The sequence below is a fragment of the Segatella hominis genome, assembly GCF_004535825.1.
Lineage (GTDB): Bacteria > Bacteroidota > Bacteroidia > Bacteroidales > Bacteroidaceae > Prevotella > Prevotella hominis.
In genome coordinates this window covers 62357-87096 of record NZ_SGVY01000005.1, presented here as the reverse complement: position 1 = coordinate 87096, position 24740 = coordinate 62357, and the positions used below count along the sequence as shown (strand labels likewise).

Here is a 24740-nt window from a genome sequence, read left to right as displayed (position 1 = left end):
TTTGTTTTAGTTATTTATCCGAAATTTCTTATTTCAGGTTCATTACTATATGATTATTCTCTTGCTCTTTACTTACTATTCCAAGGTGAACGACAACTTTTCCTTCAGCTTATCCTTCAACAGAAACAGAGCCATATAATAAGGAAAGAGGATTCCCAAAGAAGAAAGTGCAGCAATGCCCTCACCTGCCCCACAGGCTATGACAAGAACCAAAGTTACAACCATCAGGACCAATGGTAATATATAACCATAGATACTTGCCCGAAAGCCAACTGACATATCAGCCACCACTACTACATGATCACCGATTTTGTATTTCGATTGAACGCCAGGTTGGTTTACCTCAATAATCTTCTCTTTTGTCTCAGAAGAATTACAGTGAGAAGCAACCTTGCAGCCACTACAGGCGGAGGATTGTAGAATACGTACTGATATACATTCTCCCCTGATAGCATTGATTATACCAGAATGTTTTATCTTATCGCTCATTTCTTTACTTAATTCATAATGTATGCCATAACTTGCAAGTCAGTCTTTAATACCTACACATTGCAAAGTCGAGATAGCAAACTGTATTTGAATGCAAAGATAATACTTTATTCGGAAACTGCAAAATATTAGTAAAGTTTTTATACGAAAAAGAAGCGTAAACGTTTTCTGTTTATATTTTTTATAGCAAAAACGAAAACTTTTGCTCATTTTATGGTTTATTACGCTAATTATATGTACTTTTGCAACGGATAGGAAAAGTCATACACTATCCATATAATAATTAATTGAAGAATTAACAAACAGCACTGCAGAATGGTAAGTATGATGAGAAAGCGCTGTTAAAATAAACTATGCAATATGACAAAAACGAAGATAGGAATGCTGATATGCATGACATTGAGTCTGAATTCCGCAGGAGTTCAGGCGCAGAAAGGCGTTGAGCATTTCAACATCTCTTTATTCTGTAATACCGACTCCTTAAAAGGGGCCAATCTGAGCATCCTTACAAATGCCATCAAAAAAGATATGCAGGGAGTTCAGATTTCTGCATTAAACAACTTTGCTACCAAAGGAAATGGTATCCAGATAGGTATGCTCAGCAATGCATCCACTTCTACGTTCAAGGGGATCCAGTTGGCTGGAATTTCTAACGTTTCCATGGGAATGAAGCGCGGCATCCAATTGGCTGGAGCAGCCAATATCTGTTCCTCGTCCATGAGGGGAATTCAAACAGCAGTTTATAACTATGCTGATACCCTCAATGGTTCTCAAATAGGATTGTTCAATGCTTGCATCAGCCATCCACGAGGTGTCCAGATTGGCATCATCAACTATAGCAGAGACACGGTGGCTCACAAAATTGGTCTGGTCAATGTTAATCCCAAGACCCGCATTGACTTGCTGAGCTATATCGGAACCTCAACAAAACTGAACATGGCTCTCAGATTCAGAAATCGCAGTACCTATAATATAATAGGTATCGGAACTCATTACATGGGACTCGACAGCAAGTTCTCTGGAGCACTTTTCTATCGCATCGGACAGTATTTTCAACTGAATCCAAAATTCTCTCTGAGCGGCGATTTGGGATATTATCATGTGGAGACTTTTGAAGAACATTCATCAGAAAAGCCAAAAAGACTCTTCTCCCTCCAAGCACGCCTGAACGCAGACTATCAATTAGGCCACTACAGTTCGCTTTTTGCATCGGTAGGTTATGGAGACACCCGATATTACCACCATGCCCAGCACTATCGCAACCGTTTGCTGCTGGAAGGCGGTATTGCATTCAGACTTGTCAGAAATGGGGCTTTGGAAAATCAAAAAAAAGAAGAAAAAGCCAACATCATAGAATCGCTGACCTTAGGCAATAAACAAGCAGACCAATATCTCCCAGCAACCGATAGTCTGATGCAGGTTTATGCAGCCAATGACCCATCCCGCCAGAAGAAACATCCATGGAAAGCTGCGCTGGAAGCTTTTGCCATCAATGTGGGCGTACAATGCTTTGACCAATTTGTGATGAATGAAGATTTTGCAAAAATCTCTCTCCACAGTATCAAGCACAACATCCAGAACGGATTTGTATGGGATAATGACCAATTCTCTACCAACCTGTTTGCTCACCCCTATCATGGAGGTCTGTACTTTAATGCTGCAAGAAGCAACGGCATGAATTTCTGGCAATCCATCCCCTATTCTTTCTGTGGAAGTCTGATGTGGGAGACGACCTGCGAGATAGAACCGCCTGCTATCAATGACCTGATGGCAACAACCATTGGAGGAGTGTGCATCGGTGAGGTCACACACCGCATCAGCAATCTGGTATATGATGACCGCCAGAGAGGATTCAGTCGATTTCTGAGAGAATTTCTTGGAGCCATAGTCTGTCCTATCAAAGAGTTGAACCGTATCATCAGCGGTGATGCCTGGAGAGTAAGGGGCAAATACTATAAATACCATGACTACGAGAAATTACCCGTTGACTTTTCCATTTCTGCAGGTTACCGCTATCTGGCAGATAACAATTCTCTTTTCAGGGGTGAGGGAAATCCATATATCAATCTGAACTTAGTATATGGTGATGCTTTCAAGGAAGAAACGAACAAACCGTTCGATTATTTCACCACGGATCTGACTTTCGGATTGAGCAACAACCAACCGCTCATTACGTCAGTACACTTGTTAGGAAGACTGTGGGGAGCACATGTCATCGAGAAAGATGATTTGAAGGTGCTGTTCGGTATCTTCCAGCACTTCAACTATTATGACTCCCAGCCTGTAAAGGACGGAACCAGTGAGGTTCCATACCGCATATCAGAAGCCGCTTCAGTAGGACCAGGAATCTTATGCAGTTATCCTACCATCGGAAATTTGACCAAACTGGAACAGAGCATCTTCATAGACGGCATCATTCTCGGTGGAAGCCTGACCGACTACTATAACATCATAGACAGAGACTACAATATGGGTAGCGGATACAGCGTGAAGATGAATAGTTTCATGGAATTTGGAAAAGTGGGAAGTATCAGACTCGGTGCAGATTACTACCGCATCTTCACCTGGAAAGGGTATGAGCAGAAAGACTGGGAAAATACCAACCCACTCTACCTGAACGCTCAGGGCGATAAGGGAAATGCATCACTGCTTGTTACAAACGCTAAGATGTTCTTCAATCTCTCGAGACATCTGAGTTTTGAAATGGGGGCATCTTATTATCTGAGATATACATATTATTCGTATCATGAAAATGTAAAATCCCGAACTTTTGATCTCAATATCGGGCTACGATACAAGATATAAAAAACAGTTAAGACCTTAAAGGGTATAAAGTATAAAAAAGGATGGCACTAAAAATAAAGAAGATATAAGGATGGCACTATAACAAGAAACAAAAAGGTGCTTTAAAATGAAACATGAAAAAAGGAGATAAGCTCACCGCTTGTCTCCTTTTTTATTTAGAATGAATGTTTCCTTGAAATCATCAAGATTACTACTTATTTTCTTAAATACTCAAGACAAACATTTAATTGTTGACACTACCGCCAACAATATCAAGCAATTCATTTGTAATGGCCTGTTGACGACTCTTGTTGTACTGCAAGTTGAGTTCGCGCAAGAGTTCATCGGCATTATCCGTAGCAGTTTGCATAGCCACCATTCGAGCAGCATGTTCGCTGGCTAAGCTATCCAGCAAAGCAGTGAATATCATCAGATGCAAATGCTTAGGAATCAGCACGCTCAGTACAGTATTCAAATCCGGCTCTACGATGAAATCATCATTCAGCGGTTTTGCTTCTGTAGTCTGGCGCTCTTGATCTTCCTGTTTCTTGCGGAGATATTCTTGAGCTTTGGCTGTAGCAATATTGGAAGTCAGATCACGGTCGTTATCTTCACCAATAGCCTCCGTAGAGAGGTCGATTGGCAAAAATGTCTTGCGGGTAAGAATCTGAGAACCAGCACTTTTGAAATGATGATAAATCATTTCTACTCGGTCCAGTTCACCTGCCACATATTTTTTGGCCAGTTCCTTTGCAATAGCAGCGCATTCACTGGAATTTGGCTTTTCAGCAAGCTCTGTAAAATCACCTGCAATATGAAGTCCCAATTTCTGCGCCTTCTCAGCAACCTTTCTACCGATAGGATAAACCGTAATGTCGTCAATGCCTTGAGCTTTATACTCATCCACAGCATGCATCATCATCTTAATGATATTGGAATTGAATCCACCGCAAAGCGAACTATTCGAACTGTAAACCACAAGAGCAATGCGCTTAACCAACTTATGCTCTACTTCCAATTCACATTGAACAGAAGGAGTACTGACTAAGAAACTCTTGAGAATATGTTCTAGCATATCCTCATAAGGTAACATGTTCTGTATAGCAACCTGAGCATGATGCAACTTACTGGATGCCACCATCTTCATAGCACTCGTAATTTTACGGGTGCTATTGACGCTGGCAATACGAGTTTTTATCTCTTTTAATGACGGCATAGGCTATTACACTTTATATTGTCCAGCTACATTTGCCATGGTCTCCTCGACAACCTTGATGCAGTCGTCGGTGAGTTTACCATCTGCCAAAGTTTCTATGACATCAGCGTGCTGGCTGCGCATAGCGTCGAGGAACTGATCCTGACACTCACGAACCTTATCCATAGGCACGTCGTGCATCAAACCATGAACACCACAATAGAGAATAGCCACCTGCTCGCCTACTGGCATAGGGCGATACTGAGGCTGTACCAACAGTTGGTCGTTCTTACGACCACGATCCAAGGTCATCGCTGTCACAGCATCCATATCGCTGGAGAACTTAGAGAAAGCCTCCAACTCACGATACTGAGCCATATCAATCTTCAAGGTACCAGCCACCTTCTTCATACTCTTAATCTGAGCAGAACCACCTACACGGGATACAGAGATACCTACGTTGATAGCTGGGCGGAAGCCCTGATTGAAGAGGTCGGTCTCCAGGAAGATCTGACCATCGGTAATAGAAATTACGTTGGTTGGGATGTATGCTGAAACGTCACCAGCCTGAGTCTCAATGATAGGAAGGGCAGTCAAAGAACCACCACCCTTTACCTTGCCCTTCAGGCACTCTGGCAGGTCGTTCATCTGCTCAGCTACCTCCTGCTGGTCGTTGATACGAGCAGCACGCTCCAACAGACGAGAGTGGAGATAGAAGACATCACCAGGGTAAGCCTCACGTCCTGATGGACGGCGGAGAATCAAGGATACCTCACGATAAGCTACAGCCTGCTTACTCAAGTCATCATATACTACGAGGGCTGAGTAACCGCGGTCGCGGAAATACTCACCAATAGCAGCACCAGCAAATGGTGCGTAGTATTGCATGGCTGCAGGATCAGCAGCAGTAGCACTTACGATGATGGTATATGGCAGGGCGCCGTGCTCCTTGAGGTTCTGTACCAATGCTGCAACGGTAGATGCTTTCTGGCCGATGGCTACATAGATACAATATACAGGCTTGCCTGCCTCATAGAAACTCTTCTGGTTGATGATGGTATCCACTGCGATGGCAGTCTTACCGGTCTGACGGTCGCCGATGATCAACTCACGCTGTCCACGACCAATAGGAATCATGGAATCGACAGCCTTCAAACCCGTCTGAAGTGGTTCCTTTACTGGCTGACGATAAATCACACCAGGAGCCTTACGATCCAGAGGCATCTCGAAAGCGCCGGTGAGATCGATATCACCCTGGCCATCGATAGCCTGACCCAGAGGGTTAACGACACGACCTAAGAAGTTGTCGTTCACGCGGATAGAAGCGATACGGTGAGTACGTTTCACGCTCTGTCCCTCCTTGATGCCAGCAGTAGGACCCAGGAGGACACAACCCACGTTGTCTTCCTCGAGGTTCATGACGATGGCCATCGTGCCGTTCTCGAACTCAAGAAGCTCATTAGCCTCTGCATTACGAAGACCATAGATACGAGCCACACCATCACCGACGGTGAGCACAGTACCAACTTCGTCAAACTGCTGAGCGCCATTTACCTCCTGTAGTTGTTGCTGAAGAACTTCAGACACCTCACTTGGTTTAATTTTATCTGACATTGTTATTTAAAATTTAAAATTTGAATTTAGAAATATATGAAGGGAAAAGCACCAGAGTAGTTCACTCTTCGTTTTTCACACTTCACTTATCTCTTACTTTTTAAGCTGTGTCAGAATGTTTGTGAGCTTTGTTTTCACGCTCGCATCCATTCTATAAGTATCATACTCAAGGATGAAGCCACCGATGATTTCAGGGTTCACCTCTGTTTTGAACTCCACAGTACCTTGCGTTCGCTGCTCCACCATCTGACGCATTTTCTGCTCAGTTTCAGGAGCTACTGCTGTGGCGGTAATCAGCTTACCACGGATGATGTTCTTCTGTTTCCTGTAAAGAGTGATATACGAAGCAGCCATGAATTGCAGGGTGCTCTCCCTATCCTCTTTCAGTACAAGAGCAACGAACTTCTTACTGAGGTCTGAAGGTTTTTCACCTAAAGCAGTCGTGAGAAGTGCCTGTTTCTTATCCTTAGAAAGCATAGGGTTGTCTATCGTAAATCTCAGTTCAGGCACGTCGATGTAGCTCTTGTAGAGCGTCTGCATCTCCTGGTACACCTGATCTTCGAGCTTCATGCCGGTAGCTGCCTTGATAAGAGCACGGGCATAACGCACCGATATTACACCTATATCCATAAGCTTTACTATTTGTTATCAGAAGAAACCTCGTCCAGCAGTCGATTTATCAAATCCATCTGTGCTTTATCGTCAGAGAGTTTTGCTTTGAGCACCTTCTCTGCTATTTGAACAGAGAGTTCTGCAACCTGTCCACGGATTTCACGAATAGCATTCTGCTTTTCGTTCTCAATCTGAGTCTTGGCATCAGAAAGAAGACGAGCGCCCTCTTCGCGGGCCTTGTCCTGTGCTTTCTCTACGATGGCATCACGGGTTTCAGCAGCCTCTTTCAGAATGGCAGCCTGCTTCTCGCGAGCTTCCTGCAAGATGGATTCACCTTCTTTTTGGATATTGGCAAGCTTTTCATTGGCTTCGTGAGCTTTACGCAAACTCTCGTCGATGTAGGCCTTTCGGTCGTTCACCATCTTGATGATGGCTGGGAATCCAGCCTTCCAAAGGATAATGAAGACGATGATAAAGACCAACGTCATCCAGAAAAGCAAACCGCTATCAGGAATCAATAAATCCATATATACTGGTTAAAGTTTTACTTAAACGTTTTTAATTAACTAACTCTTTTTGAGCCACCGTTCTCCGTCCCCAATCTTGCATAAACAACAAATATTGAGAACGGCAAACTGTGACAGCAAAATATTACATTACGATAGCCAAGATGGCAATGATGACTGCGAAGAACGCAACACCCTCAACCAACGCAGCTGCGATAATCATAGAAGAACGGAGATCGCCCATCTTCTCTGGCTGACGAGCCATGGCGTCCATAGCCTGGCCACCAATGCGACCGATACCAATACCTGCGCCAATAGCGGCCAAACCTGCACCTACTGCGGCACCCAACTTTGCAATCTCTGCTGCTAATAAAAGTGATAACATAATCTTAATAATTTAAGTTGTTAATATTTTCTTTATTTAATGTTTAATTGAATGTAGATTCCGTAATTATAAATTATAAATTACTTCACTACCTCTGGCTCAGCCTCATGAGACTTTACATGAGCCAGCGAGATGAATACTGCACTCAGCATGGTGAATACCAATGCCTGAATGTAGCTTACCAATACTTCGAGGAGCATCATAAAAGCGCTCATCGCAACACTTACTATTGTCATACCCGTACCTGCCACATAGTTGGCGATAGCATTCTCACTGATGTTGAACATGATGAAAATGATAGCCGCAAACGAAAGTGCGATGGCGTGACCCGCCATCATGTTGGCGAAGAGTCGGATAATCAGAGCCAGCGGTTTCGTAAAGATTCCGAAGAGCTCGATGAATGGCATCAGTGGCACTGGCACCTTCAACCACGTTGGTACCTCCGGCCAGAAGATTTCCTTCCAGTATTCCTTGGTACCGGTGAAGTTGGTAATCAGGAATGTCGTTACACCGAAGAATACGGTGCAGGCGATATTACCTGTCAGGTTACCACCACCTGGAGGGAATGGTACGATACCCATGATATTCGCCACGAAGATAAAGAAGAAGCAAGTAAGCAACCATGGTGCGTACTTTGGGGCTTCCTTACCCAGTGTGGCCTCAATTACATCGGTATATACCGACATGATGAACATGTGCATCAGTCCCACAAATCCCTTTGGTGCAGGGTCATCCACCTTGTGGTTCCTGCACCAGCGGGCTGGTATCAGGATACACAGCAACAGGATGATAGCATCGATGAAGAGCACGCAAACGGTCTTCGTGATGGAGATGTCGAGAGGACGAACCTCCTGGCCTCCCACCTTCTCTACTATCTTGTTGGGATTCGCCTGCGCATCAGCGTTCTTGATCACCAGGTTGAAAGGTCCTGGACGGTCTCCATTGGCATCCTTCTCTTCCGAGAATTCGCTGCTACAGAAGACGTGCCAGCCCGTTGAGCTCTTCACGATGATAGGCAGATGAATCACTACGGGATGGTCTCCCACCTTTGTGATATGCCATTCATAAGAATCCTTGATATGACCCCACAATATCTCTTTCACGTCGATGTTTTCCTTGGCCGATACCTGCAGAGGTGCCAGCGTGAAAAGCAGCATCGCCATCAAGAGGAATTGCTTGAGATGTTTCATATTCTTTAATTCTTATTTTTAATTTATTAATCTGTTTGTCTCAAAGTCGCTTAAGAAAGACGACCTTTTTTCTCTACCCGAGTGAAATAAACGCAATCGAATACGAGAAGAACTATATAGAAAAGAGCAAAGATAGCTGTAAAGCCTAATATGTTCTGCTTATCACATACAAGTACATAGATGAGAAACACCAAGATTCCAGCCATCAACTTCACAACCAAAGCCGCCAAGTAAAACTTGACAAGATTTGCAGGTGAAGACTTTGCTATCGCTTTCCATGCTTCACTGTAAGCAGTACTTGCAACAAGCGAGAACAACGCACTCACAATCAGAGGATTAACCACCTGAGCAATTATATCTTCGCATTGAGCAGACAATCTGCAGGCAAAAAGTATGGCCAAGGCCACACCCGCTGTCAACCAGAGCGAAATCTGTTTATACTTGATATCAACTTGCCTGATATATTGCAAGCGCATCTTTTCTTCCTTTTCCATATCTATACTTCTACACAGAGGCTTACTTCGTTTTTCTTACACTCCACGAATCCACCCTGTATGTTCATCACTTGCTTACCTTCCTTGGTAGTGTATTCCACCTTGCCTATTTCAAGCGAGGAGATAATAGGAGCGTGATCGTTGAGAATCTCGAATGAACCGAGAGTTCCAGGAACCAGAACGCTCTCCACTTCACCTTGGAAGACTATTTTCTCGGGAGAAACTATCTTAAGTTTTAACATAATCTTTAACTTTGAATTTTGAACTTTGAACTTTGAACTTTATAATAACCCAATATTGCTATCGAATTCTTCATTCTTCGTTCTTCACTCTTCACTAAAGACTACGCCTGTGCTGCTGCAAGCAACTGCTTAGCCTTCTCCTTTGCGTCCTCAATAGTACCTACGTTGAGGAAAGCCTGCTCAGGCAGGTCATCCACCTCGCCGTCGAGGATAGCATTGAAGCCCTTGATAGTCTCTTCGATAGGTACCATCACACCCTTCAAACCGGTGAACTGCTCTGCTACGGTGAATGGCTGACTCAAGAAACGCTGTACACGGCGTGCACGGTTCACGGTCAACTTATCCTCATCAGAAAGTTCATCCATACCGAGGATGGCGATGATATCCTGCAACTCATTGTAACGCTGCAACAACTGTTTTACTCGCTGTGCGCAATCGTAATGTGCCTTGCCGACGATCAGTGGATCGAGGATACGTGAGGTAGAACCTAATGGATCTACAGCAGGATAGATACCGAGAGAAGCGATCTTACGTGAAAGCTCTGTGGTAGCATCCAGGTGGGTAAATGTAGTAGCTGGAGCAGGGTCGGTCAAGTCATCGGCAGGCACATAAACAGCCTGTACAGAGGTGATGGAACCATTCTTGGTAGAAGTGATTCGCTCCTGCATAGCACCCATCTCGGAAGCCAATGTTGGCTGATAACCTACGGCTGATGGCATACGACCCAACAGCGCAGAAACCTCAGAACCAGCCTGGGTGAAACGGAAGATGTTATCGATGAAGAACATGATATCGGCAGCCTCACCATTCTTACCACCATGATCACGGAATTCCTCGGCTACGGTCAAACCAGAAAGCGCTACAGAAGCACGTGCCCCCGGTGGCTCATTCATCTGACCATACACCAGGGTAGCCTGACTCTTGGCAAGTTCCTCTGGGTCAACGAGGGAAAGATCCCACTTACCCTCTTCCATGGCTTTACGGAACTTCTCGCCATACTTGATAACACCTGACTCAAGCATATCTCGAATCAAGTCGTTACCCTCACGAGTACGTTCACCTACACCAGCGAATACGGAGTAACCGTTGTGTCCCTTGGCGATGTTGTTGATCAACTCCATGATAAGCACAGTCTTACCTACACCAGCACCTCCGAAAAGTCCAATCTTACCACCCTTCATATAAGGCTCGAGCAAGTCGATCACCTTTATACCGGTAGCAAGCATCTCCTTGTGGGTTGACAGTTCGTCAAACTTAGGAGCTTCGCGATGGATAGGATAAGCGCCCTTCATGTCCAATTCTTTCATACCATCAATAGGCTGTCCGATGACATTCATCATACGACCTTTGATTTGCTCGCCTGCAGGCATCACGATTGGGCTGCCCGTAGAGACAACCTCCAAGCCACGCTGCAAGCCATCGGTGTTGTCCATAGCGACACAACGTACTGTGTCCTCACCGATATGCTGCTGCACCTCGATGACCAATTCGCGTCCGTCAGGACGTTGCACCTTTAGAGCTTCATGAATCTTTGGAAGCACCTTCTCAGGGTTCTCGCCCTTGAAATCGAAATAAACGTCGATAACAGGACCGATAATCTGCGAAATGCGTCCGTTAATTTGTGACATAAGCTATAAGTTTAAATTTATTTATTATTATAGTTGTTATCTTATTTAACGACTCTGCAAAAGTAACAACAATTTAAGAAAACTCCAAATAAAAATGAAGTTTAATTCTCCTTTAAACCATTTTTAGTGCCGTTTAAATCATTTTTACTTTTATACAGATCCCCAAAACCATGAATGTTGAGTTTTTTTTCTGATTTCTTTTCAGAAATCCACACTCAACATTCGGCTTTGATATCATCAAGTTTAGATGCTCAATTCATCAAGCACCTTGATCAATTTACGGTCAAATGGTTTGTCTGAGCGGATAGCTTCTGACAATGGAACATAAACAACCTCATTATTACGCACACCAATCATGACATTTCTCTGTCCCTGTATGATGGCTTCTATAGCACCACAACCTGTACGGGAAGCAAGGATTCTGTCACGGGCAGAAGGACGACCGCCACGCTGCAAGTGACCTAAGATAGAAACACGCACATCAAACTCTGGGAACTCCTTGCGCACACGGTCTGCATAGTAGAGTGCACCACACTTAGGACTTTCAGAGACGATAACGATACAACTCTTCTTAGATTTACGGATACCACGCTCCATAAACTGAGCCAACTGGTCAACATCTGTACTGTCCTCAGGAATGATAGCAGCCTCTGCACCACTTGCAATAGCACTGTTCTGTGCCAGGAAACCAGCATCACGTCCCATTACCTCAATGAAGAAAATACGCTCATGGCTCTGGGCGGTATCACGGATACGGTCCACACATTCCACGATTGTATTCATGGTAGTATCATAACCGATTGTATTATCTGTTCCATAAAGGTCATTATCGATAGTACCAGGGAGGCCAATGCAGCAAACATCAAATTCGCGGGCGAAATTCATCGCACCAGTCAGCGAACCATTACCACCGATAACCACAAGGGCATCGATTTCTTCTTTCTGAATGGTCTCGAAAGCCTTCTGACGACCTTCTTCTGTCATAAATTCCTTAGAACGAGCTGTTTTCAGCATAGTACCACCTGTACCGATGATACCACTCACATTTTCTGTGGTAAAAGTCTTGATCTCATCATTGATAAGACCATCATAACCACGATAGATACCCTTTACGTTGAAACCATTGTAAATTGCAGAACGAGTTACCGCACGGATAGCTGCATTCATTCCTGGAGCATCACCTCCTGAGGTCAAAATACCTATAGTTTTAATCTTTGCCATAACTATATACCTTATTATATTATTATATGTTTATTCTGAATTAGTTTTATCTGAATTTATATTCAGTTTTATTCTGATTACGTGCCTTTCACGCAATGTGAATGCTTTTCATATTTTTATTCTCATTTTCCAGAGTATAAGAATACTCTTTTATCAAAATATAAGAATAAGGAAAAATTCTTTAAATCAACAAACACGTAGCTCCCGAAACAAGATTGTGTGAGAGCCAGAGGATGGCAAGTCCAATAACGCCACCCAAAAGAGCCTTCCAACCAACATTACGGAAGAACCAAGTAATGCGCATCCGCTCCATTTTCATCAGAGCCAATCCACTTACCGTACCGATACCCAATACATTTCCACCTGCCATGACACAATAAGCAATCACCTGCCAATACAAGCCATTGCAACTGTAATCTGTCATCCCTTCCAACAATTCATTCTGCAAAGGAAGATCAGGCAAAGAGAAGAAATTGATGGCTGTAGCGAAATTATCCAAAACTGTACTGATAACACCTGCCACCACACCATGTGTCCACACACTCGGATTCTGTTCATCCACACCCAGATACTCAGTCAGCGCATTGAAAGCACCAGTTTCCTTCACCACAGCAACCGCCATCATGATTCCCATTACAAAAAGAATCATCTGAATGACTCCATACTGCAACACACGAGGTGTACGACGATCCACCATGGCATCCATATTCATGAGCTTACGGTTGAAAATCTCATTTACCACCCACAAAATAGCGAGAACACAGAGTGCACCCAAGAATGGACTCAGTTTCGTAATATTATGGAATGTAGGAATAAACCATAATCCACCTATACCCACAAAAAGCATCACGAGGCGCTGCCAGACATTCAGACGGGTATCATCGCCTCTGTAGGGCATCACAATCCACTCCGTTTCTACCCTTTCCGGCAACTGTCTGGAAATCATATAAGTAGGAATCAGCCAGGCTGCCAGGCAAGGCAAAAACAACGCCATAGAGAAAGCTGTAGCCGTAACCAAACCTCCATTCCAAAGTACAAGACCTTCAGGATTTCCAATCACAGTCAAAGCACCACCGCAATTGGCAGCCAGCAATATAGCACTGCCATAAAACATACGCTGACGACGACTCGGGATAATGCCATGCATAATCGTAAGCATCATCACAGTAGTCGTGAGATTATCAAGATTGGCAGATATAATAAAGGTAACTATTGCTAAAGTCCACAGCATTTTCTTGCTTTTACGGGTACGCAAAAGTTGGCTGATAAAATCAAAGCAACCATTATTATTCAAGATCTCAACAATAGTCATAGTAGATAAAAGGAAGAGTACGATTTCAGCCGCTCTTCCCACGTATGGCAGAAAGACAAAGCGTGAAATGAAATTCTTGACAGCAACACTATTGTCAGGAATAATATTCCATTCATCGGCATGCAGATAGTTAGAAAATTCATACGCATGCTGACTGGTCACGAAGTCCATACCAAAGCAAATATAGAGTACCCATCCTACCGTTCCCGCGAAAATCGCAACGGCAGCACGGTTAACTTTGGTAACATTCTCCGTCGCAATGAGGAGACAACCAATCAAAAATATGCCTACAATGACTAATGTCATAACTATTATCTTTACATTTCGAACGCAAAGATAACAATTATTCTCAATATAACGACAACTCGAATGGATTTTTTTACCGGTTTTAACGGAAAAGTAATAATTTACGAGTATTTTGTTACACATTTGCCACATACGGTTAGCAATATCGCCCCTTTATCGTTTCAACCGTGCCATTATTTTTTCAATAAGATGCGTCTTGGTTTTGATGATGTATAAACTGAAACAAACATTCATCGCAGAAAAGACGAAAGCAGCCAGCCAATAATAGAAGTTCAAATCTACCGAAACAACGACAGTCAATGCTAAAAGACAAAACAACGTTTCAATACCCATATAGAGGTAAGCACTTTTAGAAATTGCCATAGAATAATAAATCCTGCTAAAGATACACACAGCTATGGCCTCCACAAAATATGCAAGAACAATGCCAATTCCCATGCCCGTAAGACCATATAAATTGAAACCAATAATCTCAAAAACAAAAAGAAGCACTACGGCAAAAGTCTCCTGCCCCAAGAACACAAAAGACTGCCCTTTGGATAACGGAAGATATTCTATAGGAAGATACACGGCACGGAACAACATGCTGACTGCAGCAAATTGCGCCATCAGAAGAATGCCCATAAAACTTTTATCGTAAAGCAGAGGAATCAAAATAGGCAAACCAAAAATCAGCATGATGATAAAAGGAGATATCAGAAGCGTATTCACCTCTATCTGTCGGTTAACACAGGCATTCAGTTCACTTCCCTTTCCTTTAATACACGATAATCTCGGATAATAATCAGACTCCATAGCAGAGAAAACGAGACCACCATACACCAATACCAGCGTAGAACAGGCATTAAACAGACCCACCTCTTCCAAATCTCCCACATTATTAAGATAGGTGCGTACCAAGAACTCAGCGCCACTATTGATGACACCGGAGAGAACAAACGCAATTCCTAATCTGATGACATGAACACCAGACTTCAAATAGCTACGTCTTAATGATATTAAATAAGGATAATACCTTAAAGAATAGCGCATTACACACACCAATTGAACAAACGCTTGAAAGTTTAGCACGAAGACGATTCCCGCCTGTCCCCACAGATAATATACAGGAGCAGATATGATCAAAGACGCTGCAACAACATAAAGAGAAGAATAGGCCAAAGCCTTCAATTGACGGGTAGCCTTCAGCACGGCCATTTCCCCGCCAACAAGAATAGTCAATCCAACCGTTGGTGCCAATAACATGTAATGAAGCGTATGATTACCCCAAGTAAAAGTCCAGTTATTGAAAAGTGGTCCTAAACATACACATACCAACACGCCCAAAACAGCAGTCAGAAGTACCCACGAGCGAATCAGCTTGATAGATTCAAGTAATTGTTTAGGAGCACGGTCATAATTCTCTGATATTTCGTGTACTGCGCTTGTAGGAATACCAAAAGAAGTAGCAGAAACCATCATATTGATAGTGGAATTCAACAGAGAGACCATTCCCATACCATTTGGCCCCAAGAACAAAGCAGCGAACTTGTTGCGTACAATACCAACAAGCACACTAAGTCCCTGTACACCGCCAAGAATGCCAGTGTATTTGAGAATATGAGAGTAGCTATCTTCTTTTTCTTTATTTTCCATCTATTATAAAACGCTAACCAGGAAGAAATATTGCCTTAAGCAGCAACAATATTCCTTCTACGCCCATCAACTATCTATCTATCATCAATTAGCATCTGCACCCAAGCTGTTTTTATAGAGTATATTTCATATATATAATAAGGTAAAATAGAAAATAACCCCATTTTATAGCCCAAAAATGTTAAAATACAATAAATATCTGTATTTACATCTCTCTAAATTGGGTTATTCCGCCAAAAATGAGTAATTTTGCGCCCGATTTATATAATTCACATAAAGTCTAACTTTATTAATTTTTAATTTTTTATTTAATTTTATGTCAGATTTAAAGAACGTAAAGCCATTGGACGACTTCAATTGGGACGAGTTTGAGAATGGCGGCAGCGCAAACGTCAGCAAAGAGGACCTCGAGAAGGCCTATGACGAAACCCTTAACAAAGTAACTGAGCATCAGGTTGTAGAGGGTACTGTAATCTCTGTTGATAAGAAAGAGGTTATCGTAAACATCGGTTACAAGAGCGACGGTATTATCCCAGCTTCTGAATTCCGTTACAACCCAGACTTGAAGGTAGGTGACAAGGTTGAGGTTTATGTAGAAAACCAGGAAGACGTTAAGGGTCAGTTGGTTCTCTCTCACAAGAAGGCTCGCTTGAGCAAGTCTTGGGAGCGTGTTAACGAGGCTCTTGAGAACGAGGAAGTTATCCAGGGTTATATCAAGTGCCGCACTAAGGGCGGTATGATTGTTGACGTTTTCGGTATCGAAGCTTTCTTGCCAGGAAGCCAGATCGACGTTCACCCTATACGCGACTACGATATCTTCGTAGGCAAGACTATGGAGTTCAAGGTTGTAAAGATCAACCAGGAGTTCCGCAACGTTGTTGTATCTCACAAGGCTCTCATCGAGCAGGAGTTGGAGCAGCAGCGTAAAGAAATCATCGGTAAGCTCGAGAAGGGTCAGATCCTCGAAGGTACTGTTAAGAACATCACTTCTTACGGTGTATTCGTTGACCTCGGCGGCGTAGATGGTTTGATTCACATCACAGACCTCTCTTGGGGCCGCGTAAGCGATCCACACGAGGTTGTAACACTCGACCAGAAGATCAACGTTGTTATCCTCGACTTCGATGAGGAGAAGAAGCGTATCGCTCTTGGTTTGAAGCAGTTGACTCCACACCCATGGGATGCTTTGGATGCTAACTTGAAGGTTGGTGACCACGTTAAGGGTAAGGTAGTCGTTATGGCTGATTACGGTGCATTCGTAGAGATTGCTCCTGGTGTAGAGGGTCTTATCCACGTATCTGAGATGTCTTGGAGCCAGCACTTGCGTTCTGCTCAGGACTTCATGAAGGTAGGTGACGAGGTTGAGGCTGTTATCTTGACACTCGACCGCGCTGAGCGTAAGATGAGCCTTGGTATCAAGCAATTGAAGGAAGACCCATGGGAGACCATCGAGGTTAAGTACCCTGTAGGTAGCAAGCACACTGCAAAGGTTCGCAACTTCACTAACTTCGGTATCTTCGTAGAGCTCGAGGAAGGTGTTGATGGTTTGATCCACATCTCCGACCTTTCTTGGACTAAGAAGGTTAAGCACCCATCTGAGTTCACAACAGTAGGCGCTGACATCGACGTAGTAGTTCTCGAGATCGATAAGGAGAACCGTCGTTTGAGCCTTGGCCACAAGCAGTTGGAGGCTAACCCATGGGATGAGTACGAGGCAATCTATACTCCAGGTTCTATCCACAAGGGTACCATCACTGAGATGATGGATAAGGGCGCTGTAGTTGCTCTCGCAGAGGGTGGCGAAGGCTTCGCTACTCCAAAGCACCTCACTAAGGAGGATGGCTCAATGGCTAAGAAGGGCGAAGAGCTCGACTTCAAGGTTATCGAGTTCGTTAAGGAGACAAAGCGTATCATCCTCTCTCACTCTCGTACATTCGAGGAGGGCAAGGACGATGTTAAGCCAACAGCTCCACGCAAGCACAACAACGCAGGTCGCAAGAATGAGGCTGCAGCTATCAACAACGTAGCAGCAGGTACTTCACTCGGTGATATCGACGCACTTGCTAAGTTGAAGGCTCAGATGGAGGGTAAGGCTTAATCATTAGCCTTTCGCTTCAATTTGAATCGCATTCAATAACAATGCAAAATATTTTATCCCCGGTTCTTCGGAATCGGGGATTTTTTTTATATCATAATATCAATCGCCATCGAAGCTTACTTCTATTGCCAATGAAGCTTACTCCTATTGCCAATGAAGCTTACTTCTATTGACAATGAAGCTTACTCCTATTGACAATGACATTTTCGGCATTCGTGCTCTGGGTTGGTTATGTAGCCCTTAAAACCATCCCACTTATGACAACATTGATGGCCCTGCTTATCCCCACTAAATTTCCACTTAGCCTTTTTTTATGCCAAAAAGAGAACAAATATGCATTTTAATGGAAAAACATTTGGAAGTTACAAGTTTTCGTCGTAACTTTGCACCCGGTAAAAAAGATTATATTAATAGTTTATGAAATATTTTAAATTGATGGCCGCTGCTATGATTGGCAGCGCTACCCTCACCTCTTGTTTCAAGGATGAGCCTCTTAACGCAGAATGCGATATTGAGCAGGCATATATTCATTTAGATGATCCATTGGAAATATTTTTCCAGAAAAGTGACACACTGATAAATGTGCTATCAACAGCTGAAGACATCAACTTTGTTGTACGCAAAAGTACCGACCTCACATCTTTGGCTCCTCAGTTCCGCCTGACACCAGGAGCAACCATATATCCAGACAATGGTTCAGAACAAGACTTCAGCAATGGTCCTATAGAATATACCGTAACATCCGAAGATAAACAGTATAGGCGCACTTACCGCATAAACTTCATGTCAAGCAAGGATATCATGGAGTATAATTTTGACCATTTCTTTTTGAATCAAACCCCAGCGCCAGCTAATAAATATTACGTATGGAGCGATAAAGATTCTGAAGGAAATCTATTAAACAACTGGGCCAATGGGAACCCAGGCTTCAGATTCGCCAAGGGAAGTGCTACACCAGAGGAATACCCTACAGTTCCTGCAAATGAGCAAGGACACGAAACATGCGTGAAACTTACCACAAGTGACACGGGGGACTTTGGTAGAAAAATGAAGATGCCAATTGCTGCAGGAAACTTGTTCCTTGGTGAATTTGATGTATCCAAAGCTTTAGTTGCTAATCCTGCTGGTGTAAAAGGAGTGTTGGCTACAAGATTCGGTGTGCCTGTCAGTTCCCAACCAATATCTTTCAGTGGTTTCTACAAATACAAACGTGGCAATGTATTTACTGATAAGAACGGAGCAGAACAAAACAAGCAAGACTTCGGCTCCATCTATGCAGTATTCTACGATAATCACGATGCAGAAGGAAAGCCTTTTGTTCTCCATGGAGATGATGTGCTGTCAAGTGACCAGATTATATCTATAGCGAATTTGGGAAAAATAGATGAAACTCCAGAATGGACAGCCTTCAACATCAACTTTACCATTCAGCCAGGTAAGGCTATCGACCCGGTGAAGCTTGCCAACAGAGGCTACAACTTGGCCATTGTTAGTTCATCAAGCATCGACGGCGCAATCTTCGAAGGTGCTATTGGTAGCACCTTATGGATAGACAATTACAGTATAAAATGCGCCAATGCAGAATAAATAATAAAAATAAAGCCCAAAAAGAATGAAAAAGATATTCATGGCAATTTCGCTGTTTACAATCAGTATTGCAACATACGCATGGAAACCTGCCGACCTGCTACATAATTATAGCTATTACGCTCGTGCTGCTTATAATCTGGGTGGTACTGCCCCTATCGGAATGCCTTCTACTATCCGCAAAATGAACAGCTATAGCTTACGCCCTAACTTCATGTTGGGCGTAGATGCCTACCACCCTTTCAACGACCGTTGGGGAATCATGTTCGGCCTCCATTTCGAGAACAAGGGCATGAAGGTAGATGCTACGGTAAAGAACTACCACATGAAAATGGTTCAGGGAGGAGAGTCTATCGAAGGTATGTTTACCGGTAGAGTTATGACTCAAGTTGACCAAAGTTTAGGTACTATCCCAGTACAGGCAACTTACGATTTGAGCGATAAGGTTCGCCTGAAGTTAGGCCCCTACTTCTCATACGTCAGCTCTCACAAATTCTGCGGATATGCCTATGACGGCTATCTCCGTGAAGGCAGTCCTACTGGTCCAAAGATAGAATTGGGGAATGATGCCAACTCACGCGGTGACTTCGACTTCTCTGATGACATGCGTAACTGGCAGTTTGGAATCGATGCTGGTGTTGACTGGTATTTCTCTAAACGCTGGGGTGGATTCGCAGGACTTACCTGGGGACTCTCTGAAGTATTTAAGAAAAACTTCAGTGTTATTGAGCAGCCAATGTACCCCATCTATGGTGAAATCGGATTAATATATCAATTAAAATAAAAATAAATAAGACTATAATTTAAAAGAAAGGAAATGTAATTATGAAGAATTTATTTACTTCTGTAGCATTTTTACTTGCTGCATTTTCCATGCAGGCAAAAGAGTATTCAGGAAATTTGAATATTTTTGTTGCAGACATGGGCAACTTAAACATTAATCAGAATACCACTATCACTGTAAACCAACAGACAGATGGTAAATATGAACTTATTATCAAAAACTTCTACTTCGAAGCTGGTAGCAGCGCTATGAACGTTGGTACAATTCATGTAACAGATGTTGAAGGAAAAGAAACTGGTGATATTACCAAATTGGCTTTCGATGGCGAAACAATTATCCAACCAAATGAAGATTCTACAGGAGAGTTACAAGGAGTTCCTGTAGCTATCAATCTTAATGCTCTGCTTAATGGAAATGACTTAGGTGCCAATATAACCATCAATGCTTTGGGTATGGATATAAAAGTAGATTTTACACCTGCCGGAACATACATTCAAAACTTTGACTTCGAAAAGTTCCACACTGCAACATATACTGCTTATGGCAATGATTACACATCTGAAGAGGCCAACCACTGGCATTCTTTTACCAGTGCAAAAGCTGGTTCTGGTTTAGGAACAGCCAGACAACAAAAGCAATCTTTTATGTCTGAAGATGTTAGAGAAAACTCATACAGTACAAAATGTCTTCTTATAAAATCAGCACTTCCTTTTAATGTACCAGCCAACGGTACAGTAACAACGGGAAGACTCAATGCAGGTAGTGCCAACCCAAATTCAACATCAAATCATGCATTCTTAGATATAAGCAATACAGATGTAGATGACAATGGTGATCCTTTCTACGCATTATTCACAGCAAAGCCTGACGCAATTGAATTTTGGACACGCTTCAAGCAAGGTCAAGACAATTTAAGCTACAAGTTTGCATCCTTAAGAGCAGTAATCACAGATGGATCATATTATCAAGACCCAGAAAACAAACCATATAGTAACATTGTAGCTGTAGCTGCTAACAAGACTATTGAAGGAACAGATGTTTGGCAAAAAGTAACAGCAGACTTCGATTATGATAGTTACAAACCAAAAGAAGACGAGAATAAAGAAATTAAAGTTATAAACCCAAAGGCTATTCTTGTAACTATTTCTACAAACGCCGAGCCAGGCGTTGCAAGCAAAGATGCAAACAATCCTGACTACATCTATATTGATGACTTGAGTCTCATATACAATGCGAACTTAAAGTCATTGAAGTTGAACAAAAATGATTTGTTTGAAGCTGGCAAAACAGAATATACAACAAATGCCAATGGTGTTGTAAATTTGAGTGATATCGAAGTTGAATCAGACGGAAATGGTGCTTACATCAACAAGACTCTCGAAAAGGTTGCAGACGGTATTAAAGTTACTATAACTATTACTTCAAATGACTTGAAGAAACAAAACGTATATACTCTTAATATTAAGGGCGCAACCACCACAGGCATCAACAAGCCTCAGACCGTTACTCTCCCTAACGGTATCAACGCCATCTACAACCTCGCTGGTCAGCAGGTTAGCAGTATGACTTCTGGCAATGTTTACATTGTGAAGACCACTGACGGAAAGACCAAGAAGGTTATCAAGAAATAATGGTTTTAAAAAGTAAAATAACGATACAGAAGTAACAATTTACTTCCTATCATAAACATCAGAATCCTCGGCAGAAGGAAATTTCCTTTCGCCGAGGATTTTTTTCTGCGTGGGCAGGCGCAAATTTTTCCCTGCCCACGGAAAAATAAAAGAGGTACCCTTCTATCCTATTCGATACACTACAGATATAAATTTAGGCATTCCCTATATATAATAAGGTGTACGTACACTAAAAATAGCCCCTTTCGTCTTACAAAAAGTTAAAAAAGTGACTTTTTTCTACTTTTACATCATTTTTTCTTTCTTTTTGTTTGTTATTTCAATCTTTTTCTTTACCTTTGCAACCGCAAACAAGAAAATAAAAATTTTAAACTCAATAAAAGATTAAGATTATGAAAGCATCAGAAGTAATCGCGAATCTCCAGAGAAGATTCCCTAATGAGCCTGAATACATCCAGGCAGTTAGTCAGGTACTTGGTACCATCGAGGAAGAGTACAACAAGCACCCTGAGTTTGAGAAAGCAAACCTCATCGAGCGTCTTTGCATTCCAGACCGTGTCATCGAGTTCCGTGTATCATGGGTAGATGATAAGGGTAACGTTCAGACTAACATGGGTTACCGTATCCAGCACAACAACGTGATTGGTCCATACAAGGGAGGTCTTCGCTACCACAAGTCTGTAAACCTGAGCATCTTGAAGTTCTTGGCTTTCGAGCAGACATTCAAGAACTCTTTGACTACTCTCCCAATGGGTGGTGCTAAGGGTGGTTCTGACTTCTCTCCACGTGGTAAGAGCAACAACGAGGTGATGCGTTTCTGCCAGGCTTTCATGACTGAGCTTTACCGTCACATGGGTCCAGACGAGGACGTTCCAGCAGGTGATATAGGTGTTGGTGGCCGTGAGGTTGGTTACCTCTTCGGTATGTACAAGAAGTTGACTCACCAGTTCCAGGGTGTCTTGACTGGTAAGGGTCAGGAGTTCGGTGGTTCCCGTATCCGTCCTGAGGCTACAGGTTACGGTAACGTTTACTTCCTCTGCAACATGCTCGCTACAAAGAACATCGACATCAAGGGCAAGACTGTTTTGGTATCTGGTTCTGGTAACGTTGCTCAATATACAATGGAGAAGTTGATCGAGTTGGGTGCTAAGCCAGTGACATGTTCTGACTCTGACGGTTACATCTACGATCCAGAAGGTATCGATCGCGAGAAGCTCGACTACATCATGGAACTCAAGAACGTAGAGCGCGGTCGTATCAAGGAGTATGCTGAGAAATATGGCGTGAAGTATGTAGAGGGTGCAAAGCCTTGGTTTGAGAAGGCAGACATCGCTCTCCCATCTGCTACTCAGAATGAGATCAACGAGGAAGCTGCTAAGGCTCTCATCGCTAATGGTGTGATCGCTGTCAGCGAGGGTGCTAACATGCCATCTACTCCAGAAGCTATCAAGGTATTCCAGGATGCTAAGATTCTCTACGCTCCAGGTAAGGCTGCCAACGCAGGTGGTGTTGCTGTATCAGGTCTTGAGATGAGCCAGAACTCAGAGCGTTTGAAGTGGTCTCGTGAGGAGGTTGACGCTAAGCTCCACGACATCATGAACGACATTCACGCTAACTGTGTGAAGTATGGTACAGAGGCTGACGGTTACGTTAACTATGTAAAGGGTGCTAACGTAGCAGGTTTCTTGAAGGTAGCTAAGGCTATGATGGCTCAGGGTATCGTATAATCATATCAACTTTAAGATATTACTCAAAGAAAGTAGGTCAAAAACGGCCTACTTTCTTTTTTTATGCGTAAAAAATTTGCTTTAAAAAGAGCGCAACTTAACGAAGCGCTTCATTAACCTCTAACGAAGCGCATCATTAACATCTAATAAAGCGCATCATTAGCACCTAACGAAGCGCATCATTAAAACCTAATAAAGCGCATCATTAAAACCTACCATCCAAATGCCTCTGTTTAGCAGGAAATCTGCACCACTAATATGATACTGAACACCACAATAAAAATGGGTTCAGCCTACTATTCTGTAGGTTGATAGAAGAGCACTGCCTTTATGTAAGTCTCAAACTTGGAATCTTTATGCTTGCTCAATCTCATTTGGATGATAGCTTTCAAAACCGCATAAAAACAGAGGGTCAGCATCAAACCAATGACAATCGCCAAGACGGACGTCCAGGTCTTGCCATAAACGTAGGCACTATCTGGCATTGCAGATAAGATGATGATTGGAATCAAAGTAATAATACCTCCAACAGTCATCTTATGGCGAGGAGTACCACCCATATCCATGATGGCTTGCTTGTCGAAGAGGTAATCCTCCAACTCCATCCGCTCGATACCATAATCCTCCAACTTTGGGAAGTTTGGACGGTCGCCATACTTTTTGATCTTGTCAGTCACCTTATGTTCGAAGTCATCAAAAAACTCCTTCTCTGGATCTTTTAAGTTCATTTTCTTATTATATTAAATATTGAATATTCCTGCAAAAATCACCACAACAATTACAAAAGAAAAAAGCAAAGGTATCTTATCACGAGAAACCTTCGCCTTCATTCTTTTTCTGTAAAAAAAGAAAGCAGTGCCCCTATAAGCCGAGTTCTGTCTGTATCTTACAAGAAGTAAGAACAGAGTCTGCCATTTATCTAGCCCTAAAGTCACCCTTAGGTTCAAGCACTCTACCCTCCACAGTAGTCCGAAGACTTCGGACGAGCCGCCCTCAAACTGCGGTTTACATGAGCTTACAGCTCCCAGATGGCACAACCTGACGATCACCCGCCAGCTGGTGGTCTCTTACACCACCTTCTCACCCTTACTCTCACCACCCCACTCAAAGAGCAAGATAGTAAAAGCGGTTATTTTCTTCTGCCGACACCTACTGTCACCAATAGCTTCTATTTTCGGAAGTGGGATGCCCTATGCTGCCCGGACTTTCCTCCCGCATTCCTATGAAGGAATGCCAGCGACAGACCGGAGCGCTGCTTTCAGTCTGCAAAGGTACAAAAAACTTTTGAATCTCTGCTATG

General features: G+C 43.0%; 20 protein-coding genes and 1 other RNA gene. 6 read left to right on the top strand and 15 right to left on the bottom strand.

Annotated features, from left to right (window positions below; all coding sequences use genetic code 11):
• Nucleotides 1-75: 75 nt before the first annotated feature.
• Nucleotides 76-489: a SoxR reducing system RseC family protein gene (locus EXN75_RS03050; RefSeq protein WP_022111526.1), complete on the bottom strand. Its 414-nt coding sequence runs from the start codon at nt 487-489 to the stop codon at nt 76-78.
• 360 nt (nt 490-849) lie between these two features.
• On the opposite strand from EXN75_RS03050, the gene EXN75_RS03045 reads away from it, so the two are divergent.
• Nucleotides 850-3294 (top strand): DUF3943 domain-containing protein, encoded by a 2445-nt coding sequence (locus tag EXN75_RS03045; protein ID WP_134842728.1) that lies wholly within the window; start codon nt 850-852, stop codon nt 3292-3294.
• A 223-nt stretch (nt 3295-3517) separates the two neighbouring features.
• On the opposite strand, the gene EXN75_RS03040 is transcribed toward EXN75_RS03045, so the two are convergent.
• The 12 genes from EXN75_RS03040 to EXN75_RS02985 all read right to left on the bottom strand — a co-directional run bounded on the left by EXN75_RS03040 (nt 3518) and on the right by EXN75_RS02985 (nt 15613).
• Entirely contained in the window at nt 3518-4489 is a 972-nt protein-coding gene (locus tag EXN75_RS03040) for a F0F1 ATP synthase subunit gamma (RefSeq protein ID WP_134842727.1), read from the bottom strand.
• 6 nt (nt 4490-4495) lie between these two features.
• Nucleotides 4496-6082 (bottom strand): F0F1 ATP synthase subunit alpha, encoded by a 1587-nt coding sequence (atpA, locus tag EXN75_RS03035; RefSeq protein ID WP_022111529.1) that lies wholly within the window; start codon nt 6080-6082, stop codon nt 4496-4498.
• A gap of 93 nt (nt 6083-6175) precedes the next feature.
• Nucleotides 6176-6712: a F0F1 ATP synthase subunit delta gene (locus tag EXN75_RS03030; protein WP_118115321.1), complete on the bottom strand. Its 537-nt coding sequence runs from the start codon at nt 6710-6712 to the stop codon at nt 6176-6178.
• Nucleotides 6713-6720: 8 nt separating this feature from the next.
• Nucleotides 6721-7221: a F0F1 ATP synthase subunit B gene (gene atpF / locus EXN75_RS03025; RefSeq protein ID WP_022111531.1), complete on the bottom strand. Its 501-nt coding sequence runs from the start codon at nt 7219-7221 to the stop codon at nt 6721-6723.
• Between the two features lie 124 nt (nt 7222-7345).
• The gene (gene atpE, locus EXN75_RS03020) at nt 7346-7585 is read right to left on the bottom strand and encodes an ATP synthase F0 subunit C (RefSeq protein ID WP_006846851.1); all 240 of its coding nucleotides are present in this window, start codon (nt 7583-7585) and stop codon (nt 7346-7348) included.
• A gap of 80 nt (nt 7586-7665) precedes the next feature.
• Nucleotides 7666-8775 (bottom strand): F0F1 ATP synthase subunit A, encoded by a 1110-nt coding sequence (locus EXN75_RS03015; RefSeq protein ID WP_134842726.1) that lies wholly within the window; start codon nt 8773-8775, stop codon nt 7666-7668.
• Between the two features lie 50 nt (nt 8776-8825).
• Nucleotides 8826-9269 carry a hypothetical protein gene (locus EXN75_RS03010; RefSeq protein WP_118115319.1) on the bottom strand — a complete coding sequence of 148 codons (444 nt, stop codon included), beginning with the start codon at nt 9267-9269 and terminating at the stop codon, nt 8826-8828.
• A 2-nt stretch (nt 9270-9271) separates the two neighbouring features.
• Nucleotides 9272-9511: an ATP synthase F1 subunit epsilon gene (atpC, locus tag EXN75_RS03005; RefSeq protein ID WP_022111534.1), complete on the bottom strand. Its 240-nt coding sequence runs from the start codon at nt 9509-9511 to the stop codon at nt 9272-9274.
• Between the two features lie 101 nt (nt 9512-9612).
• Nucleotides 9613-11139: a F0F1 ATP synthase subunit beta gene (gene atpD / locus EXN75_RS03000; protein ID WP_134842725.1), complete on the bottom strand. Its 1527-nt coding sequence runs from the start codon at nt 11137-11139 to the stop codon at nt 9613-9615.
• A 243-nt stretch (nt 11140-11382) separates the two neighbouring features.
• A complete protein-coding gene (pfkA, locus tag EXN75_RS02995; RefSeq protein WP_134842724.1) occupies nt 11383-12360 on the bottom strand; it encodes a 6-phosphofructokinase in 978 nt (325 codons plus the stop codon).
• A 181-nt stretch (nt 12361-12541) separates the two neighbouring features.
• Nucleotides 12542-13978: an SLC13 family permease gene (locus tag EXN75_RS02990; protein WP_118115313.1), complete on the bottom strand. Its 1437-nt coding sequence runs from the start codon at nt 13976-13978 to the stop codon at nt 12542-12544.
• Between the two features lie 153 nt (nt 13979-14131).
• The gene (locus EXN75_RS02985; RefSeq protein ID WP_134842723.1) at nt 14132-15613 is read right to left on the bottom strand and encodes an oligosaccharide flippase family protein; all 1482 of its coding nucleotides are present in this window, start codon (nt 15611-15613) and stop codon (nt 14132-14134) included.
• A gap of 316 nt (nt 15614-15929) precedes the next feature.
• On the opposite strand from EXN75_RS02985, the gene rpsA reads away from it, so the two are divergent.
• From rpsA to EXN75_RS02960, 5 genes are all read left to right on the top strand, one after another.
• Nucleotides 15930-17711 carry a 30S ribosomal protein S1 gene (gene rpsA, locus EXN75_RS02980; protein WP_134842722.1) on the top strand — a complete coding sequence of 594 codons (1782 nt, stop codon included), beginning with the start codon at nt 15930-15932 and terminating at the stop codon, nt 17709-17711.
• Nucleotides 17712-18128: 417 nt separating this feature from the next.
• Nucleotides 18129-19298: a PCMD domain-containing protein gene (locus EXN75_RS02975; RefSeq protein WP_246031274.1), complete on the top strand. Its 1170-nt coding sequence runs from the start codon at nt 18129-18131 to the stop codon at nt 19296-19298.
• A gap of 25 nt (nt 19299-19323) precedes the next feature.
• On the top strand, nt 19324-20082 hold the full coding sequence (locus tag EXN75_RS02970) for a porin family protein (protein ID WP_134842721.1): 759 nt from the start codon (nt 19324-19326) through the stop codon (nt 20080-20082).
• Between the two features lie 41 nt (nt 20083-20123).
• Nucleotides 20124-21713, top strand: coding sequence for a calycin-like domain-containing protein (locus EXN75_RS02965; protein WP_134842720.1), 1590 nt, complete (start codon nt 20124-20126; stop codon nt 21711-21713).
• Nucleotides 21714-22105: 392 nt separating this feature from the next.
• Nucleotides 22106-23440: an NADP-specific glutamate dehydrogenase gene (locus EXN75_RS02960; RefSeq protein WP_134842719.1), complete on the top strand. Its 1335-nt coding sequence runs from the start codon at nt 22106-22108 to the stop codon at nt 23438-23440.
• 296 nt (nt 23441-23736) lie between these two features.
• Here the strand turns inward: EXN75_RS02960 and EXN75_RS02955 are convergent, their stop codons facing one another.
• Together EXN75_RS02955 and rnpB are read right to left on the bottom strand one after the other, a co-directional pair.
• The gene (locus tag EXN75_RS02955) at nt 23737-24168 is read right to left on the bottom strand and encodes a hypothetical protein (protein ID WP_134842718.1); all 432 of its coding nucleotides are present in this window, start codon (nt 24166-24168) and stop codon (nt 23737-23739) included.
• A 120-nt stretch (nt 24169-24288) separates the two neighbouring features.
• Nucleotides 24289-24696: RNase P RNA component class A (gene rnpB, locus EXN75_RS02950), an RNA gene on the bottom strand.
• Nucleotides 24697-24740: the final 44 nt, after the last annotated feature.

Coding starts and splice junctions, on each gene's coding strand:
- EXN75_RS03050 (WP_022111526.1), bottom strand. CDS start 489: ATGAGCGATAAGATAAAACATTCTGGTATAATCAATGCTATCAGGGGA.
- EXN75_RS03015 (WP_134842726.1), bottom strand. CDS start 8,775: ATGAAACATCTCAAGCAATTCCTCTTGATGGCGATGCTGCTTTTCACG.
- EXN75_RS02960 (WP_134842719.1), top strand. CDS start 22,106: ATGAAAGCATCAGAAGTAATCGCGAATCTCCAGAGAAGATTCCCTAAT.
- rpsA (WP_134842722.1), top strand. CDS start 15,930: ATGTCAGATTTAAAGAACGTAAAGCCATTGGACGACTTCAATTGGGAC.
- EXN75_RS03030 (WP_118115321.1), bottom strand. CDS start 6,712: ATGGATATAGGTGTAATATCGGTGCGTTATGCCCGTGCTCTTATCAAG.
- atpA (WP_022111529.1), bottom strand. CDS start 6,082: ATGTCAGATAAAATTAAACCAAGTGAGGTGTCTGAAGTTCTTCAGCAA.
- atpF (WP_022111531.1), bottom strand. CDS start 7,221: ATGGATTTATTGATTCCTGATAGCGGTTTGCTTTTCTGGATGACGTTG.
- pfkA (WP_134842724.1), bottom strand. CDS start 12,360: ATGGCAAAGATTAAAACTATAGGTATTTTGACCTCAGGAGGTGATGCT.
- atpC (WP_022111534.1), bottom strand. CDS start 9,511: ATGTTAAAACTTAAGATAGTTTCTCCCGAGAAAATAGTCTTCCAAGGT.
- EXN75_RS03010 (WP_118115319.1), bottom strand. CDS start 9,269: ATGGAAAAGGAAGAAAAGATGCGCTTGCAATATATCAGGCAAGTTGAT.
- EXN75_RS02965 (WP_134842720.1), top strand. CDS start 20,124: ATGAAGAATTTATTTACTTCTGTAGCATTTTTACTTGCTGCATTTTCC.
- EXN75_RS02990 (WP_118115313.1), bottom strand. CDS start 13,978: ATGACATTAGTCATTGTAGGCATATTTTTGATTGGTTGTCTCCTCATT.
- EXN75_RS02955 (WP_134842718.1), bottom strand. CDS start 24,168: ATGAACTTAAAAGATCCAGAGAAGGAGTTTTTTGATGACTTCGAACAT.
- EXN75_RS03040 (WP_134842727.1), bottom strand. CDS start 4,489: ATGCCGTCATTAAAAGAGATAAAAACTCGTATTGCCAGCGTCAATAGC.
- atpE (WP_006846851.1), bottom strand. CDS start 7,585: ATGTTATCACTTTTATTAGCAGCAGAGATTGCAAAGTTGGGTGCCGCA.
- EXN75_RS02970 (WP_134842721.1), top strand. CDS start 19,324: ATGAAAAAGATATTCATGGCAATTTCGCTGTTTACAATCAGTATTGCA.
- EXN75_RS03045 (WP_134842728.1), top strand. CDS start 850: ATGACAAAAACGAAGATAGGAATGCTGATATGCATGACATTGAGTCTG.
- EXN75_RS02985 (WP_134842723.1), bottom strand. CDS start 15,613: ATGGAAAATAAAGAAAAAGAAGATAGCTACTCTCATATTCTCAAATAC.
- EXN75_RS02975 (WP_246031274.1), top strand. CDS start 18,129: ATGAAATATTTTAAATTGATGGCCGCTGCTATGATTGGCAGCGCTACC.
- atpD (WP_134842725.1), bottom strand. CDS start 11,139: ATGTCACAAATTAACGGACGCATTTCGCAGATTATCGGTCCTGTTATC.